Raw genomic sequence first — 16,057 nt, 5'->3', positions numbered from 1 at the left:
CCGGCAGCTGCGGCACGGCATCTGCGTTGCCAAAATGCTCGATAATGTCGGGTTGCGGTACCCGCATCGTGCTTCGTGGGCAAAAGCCCCCCGCACTCTGCGACCGCTGCCCCTGCTTCGGTTCGCTGTTTCCGCCACTGGCGGCGCTTACCTTTGCAGCATCCAGTATTATCTGCGCTTTTGGCTTGGCATCTGCCGCACCTCGCTCGCCGTATCGGCACTTAGAATTATGCGGTATTGCCCTAGGGGGAGCATATCAAAGAAGCACCGGGCTTCATATTTTTTATTTTGCCTGCCTGCTGGCGGCGTGGCGCTTGGGCAGGGGGATGGAGCATACGATGGCAATGCCAAGGGCCAGGGCAACGGCAACTTTTAAGGTTTCAATGCCTTTGCTGGTGCACAGGGCGCGGTCGTTGCGCAAAAAATAGTAAGCCGTGTAATAAATGCCCGCGCCGGGCACCAGGGGAAAAATGCCGGTCAGCAGAAATACCGTGATGGGGGCCTTGTGCCGGATGGCAAAAAAGCGGGAAAGCGCGGCCAGCGGCAGTGTGGCAATCAGTGTGGCCATGGGGGCGGTCATACCGCCAAGGGCAGTGCAGGCAATGTAGATCGTCCAGCCAACGGCCCCCACAAAACCGCAGGTCCAGTAATGGCGGCGGCCCACCTGAAAGGTGATGCCGAACGAGATGGTTGCAACCATGGCAACCACAAACTGAACCAGCATGGTAAACCAGACAGGAGCAGCACTCACCATACCACCCCCGTTACTGTGCTTAATAAGGTATACCCCAGAGTGACGCCGACAGCCAGGCATCCCGCAACCAGCAGGGCATCCACAAGCCGGATAGTGCCGGAAAGATAATCGCTGTTGATGATATCACGGATGCCCATAGTTAAGGCAACGCCGGGGGTCAGCACCATCAGCGCGCCGATGATGGCAAAGTTGACCTGCAGGGCCGGGTAGACCAGCTGGGCAATCAAAGCGGTCAGCGTGCCGGCAATGGCGGAAAGCATATCGCGAAAAATGCGGCTGATATGGTGCTTGCTGAGCGCGCAGGAACTGGCGGAGGCCAGCAGCCCGCCCAGCGCACCCACCAGCATTTCCGGCAGGCCGCCGCCAAACAGCATGGCAAAGCAGCCGGCCCCCATGGTGCCTGCTGCACAGTTGTACAGTGGGGAGAGGGTGGGCATCCGCTTCATCCGCTCAAATTCCAGCTGGGCGCTGTTCAGGTCCAGTTCGCCATCCGCCACACGGCGGGAAATGGCGTTGATGGCCTCCACATGGCCCAGGTTGGTGGAAACCACCGGAACATGCCGCACAGCGCTGACCGTTCCGTTTTGGGCGGAAGCAAAAATGCCGTTGGTCAGCACATAAACATGGAAATCCACAATGCCGAAGCTGCGGGCCATGATCTCCATGGTGTCCTGCGCGCGGAACACCTCGCCGCCATTGGCCAGCATAGCTTGGCCGCAGTCCATGATCAGATTGAACGCCAGGTCAGTCACGAATGTTCTCCTGCACAGCGGCAAACTCCGGGTAATGGGCATACAGGTGCTGGGCAATGGCTTCCATCAACAGGTAGTCGTGCTCCGAGTCGATATCAATAATGCCGGTATCCATCATCACGCTGATGCCAATCTTGCCGCGCCACAGCATGCCGTCCGTGTTGGTGGCGAGGAAATCCCGCTTGAAGACATAGATGGAAGCGTTTACATCATACACATCCGGAGCCTGCTGGCGGCCGGTGAACTCACTCTTGCAGACCTGTTCAACATGGTCGTCCACAGTTTTGACCATATTGAACCAGGGATTGCGGCGGGCTTCGCACACGCTGAACACCAGATCCAGATCATCGCGGCTCTGTTTTTTGGCGAAGGCGTTTTCGATGTCCGATTCGGTGCGCAGGGGGCTGGTGATGTCCAGGTCCATGTACCAGTCATACGGCTGGCCGGTGCGTTCCTCCATGCGGTGCAGACTGTCCTGATAGACAGCCATCTTGGGCACGCGGTCGCCGCCCAGTTCCTCGCCGCGCGGCAGGAAGATGACTTCCGGGTACTTGGCGGCAACCAATTCGGCCAGCTCCGGGCTGTCGGTGTTTAGGGCAATGTCAATGTGCAGTTCGGGATGCTTTTTGATAAAAAGCTCGGCGGCGCTGAGCGAATAATACACCAGCGGGTGCCCGCAGAAGGTTTTGAGGTTTTTGTTCTTAAAGCCCTTGCTGCCTGCACGGCCGCAGATGGTGATCAACAGACGGTTCATTGTTGTTCCCCCAATGTCAGTTTTAATACTTGCAGTGCCGTGGCGGGCGGGTTCAGGCTCTCGGTTTCCTCCCCGGCGGCATAGTCAAGGAAATAATTCATCTCGCGCAGGTAGCGCTCGTTGACGTCCTCCTCATAGTGTTCCACCGCACCGTTGGGCAGGGTCAGCGTTCCGGCGCCAAAATCCGCCACGCAGCTGCCATCCTTGCAGAACAGCTCAATGGAGCGGCGGTAGGTGCGGCCAAAGTAATCCAGGTGCACTTCCGCCAGCAGGGTGGGATATTGGGCAATATAGATGGAAAGGTCGTCAGAATCGATTTCCAAATCGGAATATTTTCCGCGTATATTACAAATTGTTTCCGGCACGCCGAAGAGATCGACCAGGTAATCCCATTCATGGATCAGGTCGATGGTCACGCCGCCGCCCAGGGCCTTGTGGGCACTGTACACCGTGCGGTAATCCACCCCCGGCCGCCAGTCCGGCAGGTAGGAGGAACAGATCACCCGCGCACTGTAGGGGCGCAGGCCGGGCAGGTGATTTTTCAGCGCCAGCATGGTGCCGCACCAGCGCATGGGTGCAGCCACATAGGCTTTCTGCCCGGCGGGCAGCAGGGTGGCAAGGTCTACATCCGTCTGCTCGGCGGAAACAATGGGCTTTTCGATAAACAGCGCGTCTGCCAGGCCGCGAATTTCCTCCAATGCCTGCGCGTGCAGGCTGGTGGGGTTGGTGATAAACGCCAAATCGTAGTGCGGCAAGGCGGCGGAATCCTGCAAGGCGGTGAACTGGCTGTGCAGCAGTTCTGCCGCGCCGGGGCGCAGCGGGCGGGCTAAATCACTGCGCAGCGCATCCGCCCGCAGCGCCAGCCCGCGCTGTGCGCAGATCGCCGTCAGATTTTTCAAATGCCGGGTCCCGATGGACCCCAGACCGATAAACAGGGCAGTAAGCATGGTGACCCCCTTTTAAGTTAGGCGGTAGGAGTTATTGGTGTGCGCATCCGCGCATATTTTGAATATCAGGTTTTGCCTTATTTCAAAATCGCGGCGCAAGCCGCACATTCAACTCCTAAGGCAATACCGCATAATTCTAAGTGCCGATACGGCGAGCGAGGTGCGGCAGATGCTAAGCCAAAAGCGCAGATAATACTGGATGCTGCAAAGGTGAGCGCCGCCAGTGGCGGAAACAGCGAACCGAAGCAGGGGCAGCGGTCGCAGAGTGCGAGGGGCTTTTGCCCCCGAAGCACGATGCGGGTACCGCAACCCGACATTATCGAGCATTTTGGCAACGCAGATGCCGTGCCGCAGCCGCCGAAGCGGTGCTTAAGCCGTAAGGCGGGAATTGTGCGGTGTTGCCCTAACTTCTATCTCCTACCTCCTAACTGATTTTCAGGTTTTATCCATAATGCGGATGGCGGCCAAATCTTTTTCAAAGCTCCAGCGGGACGTTTCTTCGCCGCGCAGGCAGGCAAAAAAGTTGGTCAGCTCATCCACATAGGCGTTCTCTACAATGTTGTCGCTGTAGCGGTTGTCATGCTCAAAGCTGGTGTAGGTGTCCACAAATTGTTTGTCACCGTTCTTGAACTCATACAGCGCTTTGGGGTTGCCCTCCCAGAACAGGTGCAGACCATCGCCAAAGCATTCAAAGTTGCGCACCGCCTTGGGGCTTACCACATCTGCTGCCAGCACACCCTGCGCGCCGGAAGCATGGCGCAGCAGCAGGGTAACGCAATCAGGATAGGGCAGCCCAAGGTCGCTGATGCTGTCCTCCTGCACGGTCACATGGGTCACATCGCCAAAGGCATCCAGCAGCCAGGGCAGGTCAATGCCAAAAATCTCGCGCACGCCGCCGGTGCGGGCGTTGCCCACAAAAAAGTTTTTGTAGTTTTCCCACGGGTGCCAATCCGGCAGGTACTGGCCAATATGGTAAATATAATGCACCGGCTTGCCGAATGCAGCCACCTGCTGCTTGATGTACTGGGTTTCGCGCCGGTAAAGCATGGTGGAAGAAAGAAACAGCAGCACGCCTTTTTCTTTCGCTTTTGCCATGTTTTCCTCATAGCCGTCAGCAACCAGATTCAGCTCGGTAAATACCGGCAGGCTGTTGTCCAGCAGCTCGCTGATGATGGCCGCGTGGGTCAGGGGAGCGGTGCAAACAAGGGCAGCGTCCGGGGCTTCGGCGGCAACGGCTTCAGCGATGCTGGGGTAAGCGGCGTCGATCAGGCCAAGGTCGGTGGCTTCCGCCCGGCGGGATTCCGCCGTATCGACACCCGCAATGCGGATGCTGGAATCAATGCCTTTGGTCAGGCGGGCACGGCGCTTGCCCATGCTGCCCAGACCAACGATCAGAATTTTCATAGGGAAATGCTCCTTTTGGGGTTAAATTCCGGCACGGGGCCGTCATAAAACGTTTTGGGTTTGGCAAAGTCAAATTGGGCCAGAACCCGGCAGATCTTGCCGCTGGTATCGCCGCCGTTATAGGGGCTTTGTGCGGCGTGGGCCACGGCGGAAAATTCCGGGGTCAGGGCACGGCGCATGGCGGCCTCGATTGCGGGGGCAGCGGCAGCACAGCACAGCACGTTCTGGCAGATGATGCGCCCGGCTTGGCGGCTGCCGATGTTGACGGTCGGCACACCGAACGTGGGCGTTTCCACCACGCCGGAACTGGAATTGCCCACCACCAGCGCAGCGCACTGCATGGCGGAAAGATACCGCTTGAGCCCCAGGCTGTTGATGAACCCGGCACGCTGCGGGTGGGCGGCGGCAAACGCCTGCAATTTGGCGGTGCACACAGCGCCGCCGGTATCCGCGTTGGAACCGGTGATCAGCCAGAACACGCCGGGAACCGCTTCCATTGCGGCGCACAGGGCATCCGCCTGCGCGGCAGGATCGCCCGCCGCGGCGGAAGTTTCAGGGTGGTAGGTCACGATGGCAAAAGGCTGCATCAGGTCAAAGCCGGTGGAAGCGCACAATTCCTGCCGCGTCATTTTGGGCAGGGTGCGGATGTTTTCATCGCCCAGGCCGCCCACGCAGAACACGGTTTCGGGGGCTTCGCCCATGCGCACCAGCCGGGCCGCGCTTTCGGCACAGCTGGGGAAGTGCAGCGCCGCCATTTTGGTGATGCAGTGGCGGTAGTATTCATCCGCCGCACCAAGGGTTACATCCCCGCCGGAAATATGCGCAATGGGGATATGCCGTGCCGCAGCCGCTGTAGCCACCGCAAAAATTTCAAAGCGGTCGCCCAGAAGCAGCACCGCATCCGGGCGGTGGGCGGCAAAATAGCCGTCAAATACCGTGATGGTACGTGCAATGGTAAGGGCCACCGGTTCGTTGGGGTTCTCTTCTTCAAAAATCGGCAGGCGGGCCGCAATGGGCAGGCCGTCAGCCTCAATTTCCTGCACCGTATTGCCAAACCGGGCACAGAGATGTGCCCCGGTAACAACCAGCTGTAATTGCAGGTCCTGTGCCGCCGCAACCTTTTGGATAACCGGCCGCAGCAGCCCATATTCCGCACGGGTGGAGGTGATGATGGTGATGTTTTTCATAATAGTTAGAAGTTAGGAGGGAGGAGTTAAGGCAATACCGCATAATTCTAGGTGCCGCAGCCGTCGGAGCGGTGCTTAAGCCGTCAGGCGGGAATTGTGCGGTGTTGCCTTAACTTTATATTGGTTCCCCTGGAGGGGAGCTGGACGTGATGCGGCCTGAGGGGTGGTTCCTTATTGCGTGCATAAAAAATCACGGAATAAACCATGCCCAATATTGCCGCTTAAAATGCATCAAAGCGGCTAAGAGGGAGCCGTCCCACGGATATTACGATGAAGTCCCAATTCTATTATTTCCATTCAGAGTTTTTCGCCGAGGCCTTTTTGCAAAAAGGCCGGAGAACCCCCCGTAAAAATCACAGCTCGATCTTTTCGTCTTCGGCAAAGTCGCGCTTGGCGGTCTGGCCAAGGACGGTGTACCACAGCATGGGGGAAATACCATCGCCGGGGCGCTTGGTCAGCAGGTTTTCGGCGGTGAACACTTCGCCTGCCTTGATGGGCCGCGCGGCCACAATGCTCTTGCGGGCAATGGCCTTGTTGGGGGCTTCGCTGGCGGTCAGGTGCTTGTGGCCGTCGCCAAGGGCGGCTTCCACATGGCGCACGGCCTGTACCATGGCCTTGAACTCGGTCGGGTCCAGGCTGGCTTTTTGGTCCGGTCCGGGCCAGGATTTATCCAGCGTAAAGTGCTTTTCAATCACCTGCGCACCAAGTACCGTGGCAGCAACATCGCATTCCCAGCCCGGCGTGTGGTCCGAAAGCCCGACCGGCAGGCCGAACTGGTCAAAAAGCTCCAGCATGGCGGTAAGGTTGGCATCCTCATAGGGAGTCGGGTACTGGGTGTTGCAGTGCAGAATGGTCACTTCCGGGCAGCCGTTGTCGTCCAGGATGCCAAGGGCGTCGGTGATCTCGCTTAAGTTGCACATGCCGGTGGAAAGCAGCGCCGGGGTGTGCAGCTTGCCGATCTCTTCCAGATAGGGCAGGTTGGTGATCTCGCCGGACGGAATTTTAATGAGCGGCATGCCCAGTGTGCCCAAAAACCGCACACTGGGGATATCAAACGGCGCGGAAAGATACTGGATACCAATGGAATCGCAGTATTCTTTCAGTTCCCGGTGGCCCTCAAACGAAAAATGCAGCTTGCGAATCATCTCCAGCTGGCTTTCGGCGGCATCGGTGGTCTGTTTCTGGTATTCGGCTTTTTCGGCGAACCTGCTCACCACAAGCTCCGGCACAGCGGTCTGGTATTTTACAATATCTGCACCGCATTCCTTAGCCACATAAGCCATCCGCTTGGCGGTTTCCAAATCGCCGTTGTGGTTTACCCCGGCTTCAGCAATGATCGTTACAGGCATAAATTACTCCTAACTCCTAACTCAGCTCTGTTGTTCCAGCTTTCTTCTCATCTTTTCCAGCTCTTCCATCTGGCCCATGTCCATCCAGGAGCTTTCGTTGATGGGGTAGATGCCTACTTTTTCACCGGCGGCGCGGTAGCGGTCAATCACATCAGGGAAGCCGATCACTTCGCCCATCTTCATCTCTTCCACCACGCGCGGCTCCACAACGTAAACGCCGGTGTTGGTCAAAAAGTTCAGCTCCGGCTTTTCCCGCATGGCGGCAATGCCGCCGTCTTCGCCCAGTTCAACAACACCGTAAGGCACTACATAGTGCTTGAACGCGCATACCATGGTAACCAGGTTGCCGTGGGCTTTGTGGTACTGGTACAGGTCGCCGTAATCCAGGTCCAGTAGGGTATCACAGTTGGTAAAGAAAAACGGGGAATCCATCCGCCCTTTCAGCAGGCAGAGCCCGCCGCCGGTGCCCATGAACACATCTTCGTCAATAAAGTCAACGGTATAGTCTTTTTCCAGGTCGGCAAAGTAGCTCTTGATCATGCCGCGCTTGTAGTTGACAATCATCGTCATATGGCGGCAGCCAAAATCCCGGAAGCGGGAAAAAATCAGCTCGGCAATGGGCTGTTCCCCCACCGGAATCAGCGGCTTGGGCAGAATTTTGGTGTAGGGGTACAGCCGCGTGCCAAGGCCGCCCGCCATCATCACAACGGGGATATCCACCTTTTTGCGGTTGTCCACATCCACGCCGCCCGCAAACACAATATCGGTGATGACGCCGTGCTTGTCCAGAATGGGCAGAGCATCAATGCCAAGGCGCTGCAGCTCGGCGCGGGCGCGGCCGCGCTCGGCCACTGGCAGGCTGTGGGGGTGATAATTGGCAGCCTGGGTCAGCGGGGCGCTGAGCGCGCCGCCACGCAGGATACACTTGCGGATATCCCCATCTGTCACAACGGCCTTCAGCTTGCCCTCCGGCGCAATAAACAGGATGCGCTGGCCCGTTTCATCCAGCTTTTTCATCGTATCCAGCACCGTGCAGGACTCCGAAATAAAAAGTTCTTCGACTTTCAGGTGAAATACCCCCTTGGGAAAGGTAGGAGTTAGGAAGTAGGAGTTAGGAGTTGAAAGTGCGGCTTACGCCGCAAATTTTGAAAAAGGTGAAAGACTTAATATCCAAAATTGCGCGCGGCAGCGCACACCAATAACTCCTAACTTCTAGCTCCTCCCTCCTAACTCAAATTACAGGTTCTTAACTGCCGCGATCACGCGTTCGCAGTCTTGTTCGGTCAGGTTGGTGGAGCAGGGCAGGTTGACGATGTACTTGCGGTAGTCCTGGGCTTTTTCCAGGGCGTACGCTTCGTTTTTGGGGTAGTCGGCCTGCTCGTTGATCAGGGCCCATACCGGGCGGGTCTGGATGCCCTGCTCCTGCAGTTTGGCAATCACGGTATCGCGGTCAAGGCCGGAATCTTTCAGGTACAGGCTGTAGAACCAGTGGTTGGAGCGCACGCCGTCAGATTCCTCTTTGAACGGCAGAATCCGAAGGCCGTGTACGCCGTCCAGAGCAGCTTTGTACTGGTCGTAGCGGGCTTTCTTGGTCTCCACAAAGCCCTCCAGCCTTTCCAGCTGGGCAAGGCCCAGGCAGGCCTGCACGTTGGTCATGCGGTAGTTGTAGCCGACTTCATCATGCAGAAATTGCAGCATATCGGCCTTGGCCTGGGTGGAAAGGTGCTTGGCGTGCTCGGCCCAATCGGCGTGGTTGGAAACCACAAAACCGCCTGCGCCGGTGGTCATGATCTTGTTGCCGTTAAAGCTGTAGCAGCCGATATCTCCCATGGTGCCGGCGGCCTTGCCAGCCAGCGGGCCTGCGGTGTAGCGGGTGCCAAGCGCTTCGGTGGCGTCCTCAATCAAAATCAGCTTGTAGCGGCGGGCAATGTCCAGCAGGCGGGGCATATCGGCCATATTGCCAAACACATGCACCACGCCCAGCGCGCGCACGCGGGCACCGGTTTTGTTATTGTACAGCCCGTCCTCTTTCAGGGTGCAGTGGTTGGCACAAAAATCCTCCACGGCGTCCGGGTCAATGCAAAGGGTATCGTTGCAGCCGATGAAGATCGGTTCCGCGCCCACATAGCGGGTCAGCGGGTTGACAGCGGCAATAAAGGTCAGGGTGGGCACAATCACCTCATCCCCGCGGCGGATGCCCGCCGCCATTGCGGCCAGGTGCAGCGAGGAGGTGCCGCTGTTGGCGGCAACAGCGCGCGGCATGCCTACATAAGCAGCCAGTGCTTCCTCAAATTCGCTAACTTTGGCACCGCTGGTGGAAACCCAGCCGGAAGTAATAGCCTCGGCAGCGTAAGCTGCTTCTTTTTCGCCGAAGTTCGGCACGGAAAGCGGGATAAAACCAGACATTTGCAAGATCCCCCAATCAAATTTATAGATGGGTGTGCCCGGCAGAAGAATGGCCAAAGGGCACACGAGGTAAAAACAAAATATATTCTTTTACATTATACGCTATTCTATCTCTTACGGCAAGAAAAACTTGCTGCGGCCAGGGGGCGGTGCTATAATAAACCATATTTCGCGCAATCAACCAGATCAGTAGGAAAAGGGGAAGGAATATGACCAAAAAAGAGGAGTGGCTGGCCGGGACCCGCAGCGCGGTGCCCATTATGCTGGGGTATGTGCCGGTGGGCATTGCCTATGGCGTAATGGCGCGCCAGGCGGGCCTGAACACCTGGCAGACGGTGCTGATGTCCTTGACCGTATACGGCGGTGCCAGCGAGATGATGGCTGCTGGTATGGTAGCGCAGGGCGCTGCTGTGCTGACCATTGTGCTGACAACATTTATCCTGAACCTGCGGCATATTATCATGAGCACCTGCGTGTTCAACCAGATGCAGGGCGGCAGGTTGCCGGTGCGTATGCTGGCCGCTTTTGGCGTTACGGACGAAACCTTTGCCGTGTACACCACCACGGCCAACGCCCCGCGCACGCCGCGGTACTTTTTCTCCATGGCGCTCTGCTCCTATCTTTCCTGGGCGCTGGGCAGCTGGCTGGGGGCCATTGCAACCGGGCTGCTGCCGCCGCTGATCACCGCGGCACTGGGCATTTCGCTGTATGCTATGTTCATTGGCCTGCTGATGCCCGGCCTGCACGGCAACGGCCGCCTGGCCGCGCTGGTTGTGCTGACGGCGCTCTGCAACACTGTGCTGTGCAACGTGGTGCAGCTGGATTCCGGCTGGTCGATGATCCTTTCCACGCTGGGATGCGCGGCGCTGGGGTCATTTTTTGTAACGCCCAATGCGGCAGGGGAGGAGAACAGCCATGCAGAACCGTGATATCTACCTGATGATTTTGGGTATGACTCTGGTGACCTACCTGCCCCGTGTGCTGCCCGCCTTTTTGATGGGCCGCATCAGGCTGAGCGCGCGGGTCGAACACTTTTTGCAGCTGATCCCCTATACCGCCATGACGGCGCTGGTGTTTCCCGGTGTGTTTACTGTGGATGCCAACCCGGTGCTGGGGGTTGTGGGGGCTGCCGTGGCAGGTGGTCTGGCATGGAAAAAGTGTCCCATCATTGTGTGTGTGCTGGCCGCCGTTGCGGTGGAAGCCGTGATGCTGCTGGTGCAGGGCAGCGGGATGCTTTGGAGTGTGGTTGTGGTCGCGGGATGAGGGGAAAAAATAAGGCAATCGGCCCGGTGCAGGGCAACCAGTTATTGCACACAATTTCTCCCAAGTAATAAATAATAAAGAATAAAGATAAATAATAAATAATAAAGAATAAAGAATAATGTCGGTGCGCCGCCCGCGGCGGCGCAAATAAAACAGGTCCGTTGCTCTGGCCGGAATGCTTTTTGCCGGAGCAGCTGGCCTGGGGTGTATCTGAAACGTCGAAAATATCGTCTATTTCTACAAACGCAGCGGGATTTTGCGTTAAAAAGCCTTGGAATATACAAACATTATTCATTATTCTCTATTCTTTTTTAATTAAAAATAAACCCGGCCCGGTGCAAGATGCGCACGGGGCCGGGTTGTGTTTGTGAGCTGATAATAAAATGAAATTCAATTTTTCGGTTTGGCGGCGGCGCGCAGGGCGTTTACTTCTTCTGCGGTCAGCTCCCGCCACTGGCCGGGAACAAGGGCAGCATCCAGCGCAACGGGGCCGATGACTTCCCGGTGCAGGGCGTTCACCCCGGCGTCAAACACGCCGAACATCCGCTTGATCTGGTGGTAGACCCCCTGGTGCAGCGTGACCCGCACCACACAGGGGTCAGCTCCGGCGGGCTTCACCTCGGCAGGGGCCAGCGTCTGGCCGTCTGCCAATGTGACCCCGGCGGCAAAGCCGACCCGCATCGCGTTGGTCAGCGGGGTATCCAGCGTAACAAGATACTGCTTGGGCACATGGCGGCCCGGCGCAAGGATGTCATGCGCCAGCGTGCCGTCATCCGTCAGCAGCACAAAGCCAGTGCTGGTTTTGTCCAGCCGCCCGGCGGGGAATAGCTGTCGGCGGGGGAATGCATCTTTTACCAGATCCACCACGGTGGTATCACGTTTGTCCTGCGCGGCGCTCACAACGCCCTCCGGTTTGTTCAGCATCAGGTAAACGTATTTCTGGTAAGCCCCGGCCAACAGTCTGCCGTCCACGGCAACCTCGGCAGTGGCTTCCTCGATCTGAGTATCAGCCTTTTTGGTCAGCACGCCGTTCACCGTCACGCGGCCCTTGGCGGCCAGCTTACGGCTTTCCCCGCGGGGGATACCCAGCCGCTCGGACAGGTATTTATCCAGCCGCATCATCAGGCGTTCTCCGCGGTGATGGCGGCGGTTTTGCCGCGGGTTACTTTAACAAGGTCTGCCGGGGCGCATTCGATCTGGGTGCCGATCCGCCCGCCGGAAACCAGGATGGTGGGCTGGGCCAGGCAGCTTTCGTCAAACACGGTGGCAAACTGCTTTTTCATGCCAACGGGACTGCACCCGCCGCGGATGTAGCCGGTTACCTTGTTGATGTCTGCCACATGAATCATGGCAACGCTTTTCACGCCCACGCTCTTGGCGGCTTTCTTCAGATCCAGTTCCGCCAGAACAGGCACAACAAACACATAATAGTTGCGGTCTGCCCCTTGGGTGACAAGGGTCTTAAACACCTTGGCAGGGTCCTGGCCGGTAAGCTGCGCCACATGGGCACCGTCCACAGCCTGGCCTTCCTCGTGGGGATATTCGTGCGATGTATAATTCACCTTGGCACGCTCCAGCATGCGCATGGCGTTGGTTTTTACTTCTTTACCCATGGTAAAAATACCTCTTTCTCTGTATGTGCCGGAAAATACGGTGCTCCGATTATTTTACGGAACACGTTGCAAATACAGCCTTATTATACGCCGCGGGCAAAATAATGTCAAAACAGGGGTTGACTTTAACACTTTAACGTGCTAAACTGTACAGCGTTAAGGATAAAAGAATACCGTAAAGCGGATAAGAAATAGAGGAGAATATGTCATGATCATCGTATTAAAACAGCATGCCCCGGATGAAAAGGTCAAAGCTTTCTGCAACGAACTGCAGACGATGGGGTACCAGATCAACGATTCTATGGGCAGCGATACCCACATTCTGGGCCTGATTGGTGATACCAAGGCGCTGAGCGAAAGCTGGGTGCTGGCAAACCCGGTGGTGGAAACCTGCCGCCGTGTTTCGGAGCCTTACAAAAAGGCAAACCGCAAGTTCCACCCGGACGATACCGTGGTGGAAGTGGGTGATAAGAAAATCAAGGTTGGCGGCGGCCATTTTGCCGTGATGGCGGGTCCCTGCAGCGTGGAAAGCAAGGAGCAGATCACCTTTGTGGCGCAGCGTGTGCAGGCCGCGGGGGCCAGCATCCTGCGCGGCGGCGCATTCAAGCCGCGCACCAGCCCCTACAGCTTCCAGGGGCTGCGTGCCGAGGGCCTGGAACTGCTGGCCCATGCCCGCAGCCAGACCGGCCAGCCCATTGTGACCGAACTGATGAACAGCGAGCATATCCCCCTGTTTGAGGAAACCGGCGTGGATATGATCCAGATCGGCGCGCGCAACATGCAGAACTTTGAACTGCTCAAGGCTGTTGGCCGCACCAACATCCCCGTTCTACTCAAGCGCGGCCTTTCCGCCACGCTGGAAGAGCTGGTGATGAGCGCCGAGTATATTATGGCAGAGGGCAACCCCAATGTTGTGCTGTGCGAGCGCGGCATCCGCACCTTTGAAACCAGCATGCGCAACACGCTGGATATTTCCGCCGTGCCCATGCTGAAAAAGATGACCCATCTGCCGGTTGTGATTGACCCCAGCCACGCCGCGGGCATCGCCTTTATGGTGCCCAGCCTGGCCAAAGCTGCGGTGGCAGTCGGTGCAGACGGCTTGATGATCGAGGTGCACAACGATCCCGCCCGAGCCAAGAGCGATGGAGCCCAGAGCCTGACCCCGGACCAGTTCGATGACCTGATGGCCACCATCCGCCCGGAGCTGGAGTTCTTTGGGAAGACGTTGAATTGAGAAAAGAAATCCGGTATATAAAGGCAATACCGCACAATTCCCGCCTAACGGCTCAAGCACCGCTCCGGCGGCTGCGACACGGCATCTGCGTTGCCAAAATGCTCGATAAGACATCCAGTATTATCTGTGCTTTTGGCTTAGCAGCTGCCGCACCTCGCTCGCCGTATCGGCACTTAGAATTATGCGGTATTGCCTAAAGATATAGCGAAAGCCCGCAGAGCATTTTTTATGGTGCTCGGCGGGCTTTTGGTTTCGTTGGCAGAAAATAAAAAAGCAGAGATAGGAGACAATGAAACCAGTTTATCTCATATTGGCGAAGCTGATATTGGCGAAGCTGATCATCAAACAGATCACGACCCAGACCAGCGCAATAATCAGGCCGGGAATCTGGGAGCCCTTGCGCCTGCCGGAATTGCTGTTCTGGTAAGTTGGCTTGGTAGGCCGCTGGGACGGCTGGGGGCGCGGTGCGCTTTCGGCCCGGTGGCGGGCGTAATCCGCCGCCAGCGAGACCGGACGGGCTTTCTGCCCCGGCTCAACGTGGGAGGGGCAGTTGGGATCCTCGGTATGGTGCAGAGTATAGCGGTCCTCAGGGGGAAAAATCATTCCGCAGTCATCACAGCGCTGGTTGGTCAGATGGCCGCCGCAGATGGAGCAACGCATAAAACAGCCCTCCTGTTCAGTTCTGGTATTACACAAAAACGACAATAGCTTTGGGCAATACCGCATAATTCTAAGTGCCGATACGGCGAGCGAGGTGTGGCAGCTGCTAAGCCAAAAGCGCAGATAATACTGGATGTCTTATCGAGCATTTTGGCAACGCAGATGCCGTGCCGCAGCCGCCGAAGCGGTGCTTAAGCCGCTAGGCGGGAATTGTGCGGTATTGCCTTTGTTTTTATTATACAATCCCGGCAAAGCAAAAGGCAAGGGTCTGCGCAGCGTTTTGCGACAGTTTATGCGGTTTTGCTGCGCTAAGCATGCTTAACGGTGCTCGGCGGCCTTTTTGGCGTGCAGACTTTCAGACATGATGACCATGACCACCAGCCCAACGGCTAGGTACCAGGGGTACAGCCTGGGGGTAACGTTCTGTGCCAGCAGGCCGAACAGCGGCGGGGCCAGGCAGGAGCCCACATAGGCAAAGGCCATCTGTAACCCCGTCATCGACATGCTCAGCTCCCGGCCAAAATTGACCGGCGTTTCGTGGATGATGCAGGGGTAAACAGGGGCGCAGCCCAAGCCGATCAAAATCAGGCCCACAAACAGCACGTTGTTCCCGGCAGGCAGCAGAACCAGCAGAATGCCCAGGGCAATTAACACCTGCCCCAGCCGGATCATGTTGCGGTCGCTCATCTTCATCGTCAAAAAGCCGGAAACAAACCGCCCGGCGGTAATGCCCAAATAGAACAGGCTGGCCCAGCTGGCAGCGGTCTGGGCATCCAAACCACGCACCAGGGTGCAGTAGCTGGAGGCCCACATCCCGGCGGTGGATTCCAGTGCGCAGTAACACAAAAAGCAGACCAGAACTTCCGGCACACCGGTGATTTTCAGCAGCTCCGGAAAGCTGCGGTGCTGCGGGGTGAACGGCTCGCCACCCATAGCGTCCTGCGGCAGCTTCCACAGCGGCAGGCTGAACAGCAGCACCACTGTCAGCACCACCTGCAAAATGCCAATGATGCGGTAGCCGCCCTGCCAGCCGGAACCGGCCAGTGCCTGCCCCATAATAACGGGGCCAAGGCTGGCACCCACACCCCACATGCAGTGCAGCCAGCTCATATGGCGGCTTTTGTAGTGCAGGGCAACATAGTTGTTTAAGGCTGCATCCACGCTGCCCGCGCCCAGCCCATAGGGGATAGCCCACAGGCAGAGCTGCCAGAACGCATGGCAGAAGGAAAACCCGAACAGCGCCGCTGCCGTGGTGGCAACGCTGATGGCGGTGACCCGCCCGGTGCCAAGGCGCTCGTTCAGGTGGTCGCTCGCCAGGGCGGAAAGGATGGTGCAGGCGGAAATGATCATCGAAACGCCGCCCGCCCAGGAAACCTGCGCCCCCAGCTGCGGGTACATGGTGGGCCATGCCGCGCCCAGCAGGGCGTCCGGCAGACCAAGGCTGATAAACGCCAGATAAATGATTGGCAAAAGCAAAGATGCCATGGATTGATACTCCTTTTGAAAATAATCATAGGCAACACCGCACAATTCCCGCCTTGCGGCTTAAGCACCGCTCCGACAGCTGCGGCACGGCATCTGCGTTGCCAAAATGCTCGATAATACACAAAGTATTATCTGCGCTTTTGGCTTGGCATCTGCCGCACCTCGCTCGCCGTATCGGCACTTAGAATTATGCGGTATTGCCCAGAGATGGTTTTGACAGCATTATACCATGAAAAAAGTCAAGAAATG

The 16,057-nt window shown here is 57.5% G+C and carries 16 protein-coding genes; 3 read left to right on the top strand and 13 right to left on the bottom strand.

Features of this window, described 5'->3' with window-relative positions; all coding sequences use genetic code 11:
• Positions 1-283: 283 nt before the first annotated feature.
• From PG062_RS03175 to PG062_RS03135, 9 genes are all read right to left on the bottom strand, one after another.
• The gene (locus tag PG062_RS03175; RefSeq protein ID WP_270751095.1) at positions 284-754 is read right to left on the bottom strand and encodes a threonine/serine exporter family protein; all 471 of its coding nucleotides are present in this window, start codon (positions 752-754) and stop codon (positions 284-286) included.
• On the bottom strand, positions 748-1,506 hold the full coding sequence (locus PG062_RS03170) for a threonine/serine exporter family protein (protein WP_158538890.1): 759 nt from the start codon (positions 1,504-1,506) through the stop codon (positions 748-750). Before PG062_RS03170 ends, PG062_RS03175 begins: the two co-directional genes overlap by 7 nt.
• Positions 1,499-2,260: an acylneuraminate cytidylyltransferase family protein gene (locus PG062_RS03165; RefSeq protein WP_114000619.1), complete on the bottom strand. Its 762-nt coding sequence runs from the start codon at positions 2,258-2,260 to the stop codon at positions 1,499-1,501. The genes PG062_RS03170 and PG062_RS03165 overlap by 8 nt, the downstream gene beginning before the upstream one ends.
• A complete protein-coding gene (locus PG062_RS03160; protein WP_270751092.1) occupies positions 2,257-3,207 on the bottom strand; it encodes a Gfo/Idh/MocA family oxidoreductase in 951 nt (316 codons plus the stop codon). Before PG062_RS03160 ends, PG062_RS03165 begins: the two co-directional genes overlap by 4 nt.
• Before the next feature lie 435 nt (positions 3,208-3,642).
• Entirely contained in the window at positions 3,643-4,611 is a 969-nt protein-coding gene (locus PG062_RS03155) for a Gfo/Idh/MocA family protein (protein ID WP_114000622.1), read from the bottom strand.
• On the bottom strand, positions 4,608-5,798 hold the full coding sequence (neuC, locus tag PG062_RS03150; RefSeq protein ID WP_270751090.1) for a UDP-N-acetylglucosamine 2-epimerase: 1,191 nt from the start codon (positions 5,796-5,798) through the stop codon (positions 4,608-4,610). Before neuC ends, PG062_RS03155 begins: the two co-directional genes overlap by 4 nt.
• Positions 5,799-6,151: 353 nt before the next feature.
• The gene (gene neuB / locus PG062_RS03145; RefSeq protein WP_270751089.1) at positions 6,152-7,147 is read right to left on the bottom strand and encodes an N-acetylneuraminate synthase; all 996 of its coding nucleotides are present in this window, start codon (positions 7,145-7,147) and stop codon (positions 6,152-6,154) included.
• Between the two features lie 21 nt (positions 7,148-7,168).
• Positions 7,169-8,176, bottom strand: coding sequence for a sugar phosphate nucleotidyltransferase (locus tag PG062_RS03140; protein WP_333559368.1), 1,008 nt, complete (start codon positions 8,174-8,176; stop codon positions 7,169-7,171).
• 207 nt (positions 8,177-8,383) lie between these two features.
• Entirely contained in the window at positions 8,384-9,553 is a 1,170-nt protein-coding gene (locus PG062_RS03135) for a LegC family aminotransferase (protein WP_270751088.1), read from the bottom strand.
• Positions 9,554-9,762: 209 nt separating this feature from the next.
• On the opposite strand from PG062_RS03135, the gene PG062_RS03130 reads away from it, so the two are divergent.
• Positions 9,763-10,482: an AzlC family ABC transporter permease gene (locus PG062_RS03130; RefSeq protein WP_114000529.1), complete on the top strand. Its 720-nt coding sequence runs from the start codon at positions 9,763-9,765 to the stop codon at positions 10,480-10,482.
• Positions 10,469-10,816: a branched-chain amino acid transport AzlD family protein gene (locus tag PG062_RS03125; protein ID WP_270751086.1), complete on the top strand. Its 348-nt coding sequence runs from the start codon at positions 10,469-10,471 to the stop codon at positions 10,814-10,816. The genes PG062_RS03130 and PG062_RS03125 overlap by 14 nt, the downstream gene beginning before the upstream one ends.
• Positions 10,817-11,206: 390 nt before the next feature.
• On the opposite strand, the gene PG062_RS03120 is transcribed toward PG062_RS03125, so the two are convergent.
• Together PG062_RS03120 and ybaK are read right to left on the bottom strand one after the other, a co-directional pair.
• Complete coding sequence (locus PG062_RS03120) at positions 11,207-11,935, bottom strand: pseudouridine synthase (protein ID WP_270751275.1); 729 nt, start codon at positions 11,933-11,935, stop codon at positions 11,207-11,209.
• A gap of 2 nt (positions 11,936-11,937) precedes the next feature.
• Entirely contained in the window at positions 11,938-12,429 is a 492-nt protein-coding gene (gene ybaK, locus PG062_RS03115; protein WP_270751085.1) for a Cys-tRNA(Pro) deacylase, read from the bottom strand.
• 208 nt (positions 12,430-12,637) lie between these two features.
• Between ybaK and aroF the strand changes: the two genes are divergently transcribed.
• The gene (aroF, locus tag PG062_RS03110) at positions 12,638-13,663 is read left to right on the top strand and encodes a 3-deoxy-7-phosphoheptulonate synthase (protein ID WP_114000532.1); all 1,026 of its coding nucleotides are present in this window, start codon (positions 12,638-12,640) and stop codon (positions 13,661-13,663) included.
• 300 nt (positions 13,664-13,963) lie between these two features.
• Here the strand turns inward: aroF and PG062_RS03105 are convergent, their stop codons facing one another.
• On the bottom strand, positions 13,964-14,323 hold the full coding sequence (locus tag PG062_RS03105; RefSeq protein WP_270751083.1) for a hypothetical protein: 360 nt from the start codon (positions 14,321-14,323) through the stop codon (positions 13,964-13,966).
• 318 nt (positions 14,324-14,641) lie between these two features.
• Positions 14,642-15,808: an MFS transporter gene (locus PG062_RS03100; protein ID WP_270751082.1), complete on the bottom strand. Its 1,167-nt coding sequence runs from the start codon at positions 15,806-15,808 to the stop codon at positions 14,642-14,644.
• Between the last annotated feature and the right edge of the window lie 249 nt (positions 15,809-16,057).

The sequence above is a fragment of the Gemmiger qucibialis genome (genome assembly GCF_027689445.1).
Taxonomy (GTDB): domain Bacteria; phylum Bacillota; class Clostridia; order Oscillospirales; family Ruminococcaceae; genus Gemmiger; species Gemmiger qucibialis.
Note: the sequence above shows the minus strand (reverse complement) of the source record. Positions and strands in the feature narration are given on the sequence as shown.

Coding starts and splice junctions, on each gene's coding strand:
- PG062_RS03175 (WP_270751095.1), bottom strand. CDS start 754: ATGGTGAGTGCTGCTCCTGTCTGGTTTACCATGCTGGTTCAGTTTGTG.
- PG062_RS03165 (WP_114000619.1), bottom strand. CDS start 2,260: ATGAACCGTCTGTTGATCACCATCTGCGGCCGTGCAGGCAGCAAGGGC.
- PG062_RS03160 (WP_270751092.1), bottom strand. CDS start 3,207: ATGCTTACTGCCCTGTTTATCGGTCTGGGGTCCATCGGGACCCGGCAT.
- PG062_RS03155 (WP_114000622.1), bottom strand. CDS start 4,611: ATGAAAATTCTGATCGTTGGTCTGGGCAGCATGGGCAAGCGCCGTGCC.
- neuC (WP_270751090.1), bottom strand. CDS start 5,798: ATGAAAAACATCACCATCATCACCTCCACCCGTGCGGAATATGGGCTG.
- neuB (WP_270751089.1), bottom strand. CDS start 7,147: ATGCCTGTAACGATCATTGCTGAAGCCGGGGTAAACCACAACGGCGAT.
- PG062_RS03135 (WP_270751088.1), bottom strand. CDS start 9,553: ATGTCTGGTTTTATCCCGCTTTCCGTGCCGAACTTCGGCGAAAAAGAA.
- PG062_RS03130 (WP_114000529.1), top strand. CDS start 9,763: ATGACCAAAAAAGAGGAGTGGCTGGCCGGGACCCGCAGCGCGGTGCCC.
- PG062_RS03125 (WP_270751086.1), top strand. CDS start 10,469: ATGCAGAACCGTGATATCTACCTGATGATTTTGGGTATGACTCTGGTG.
- PG062_RS03120 (WP_270751275.1), bottom strand. CDS start 11,935: ATGCGGCTGGATAAATACCTGTCCGAGCGGCTGGGTATCCCCCGCGGG.
- ybaK (WP_270751085.1), bottom strand. CDS start 12,429: ATGGGTAAAGAAGTAAAAACCAACGCCATGCGCATGCTGGAGCGTGCC.
- aroF (WP_114000532.1), top strand. CDS start 12,638: ATGATCATCGTATTAAAACAGCATGCCCCGGATGAAAAGGTCAAAGCT.
- PG062_RS03105 (WP_270751083.1), bottom strand. CDS start 14,323: ATGCGTTGCTCCATCTGCGGCGGCCATCTGACCAACCAGCGCTGTGAT.
- PG062_RS03100 (WP_270751082.1), bottom strand. CDS start 15,808: ATGGCATCTTTGCTTTTGCCAATCATTTATCTGGCGTTTATCAGCCTT.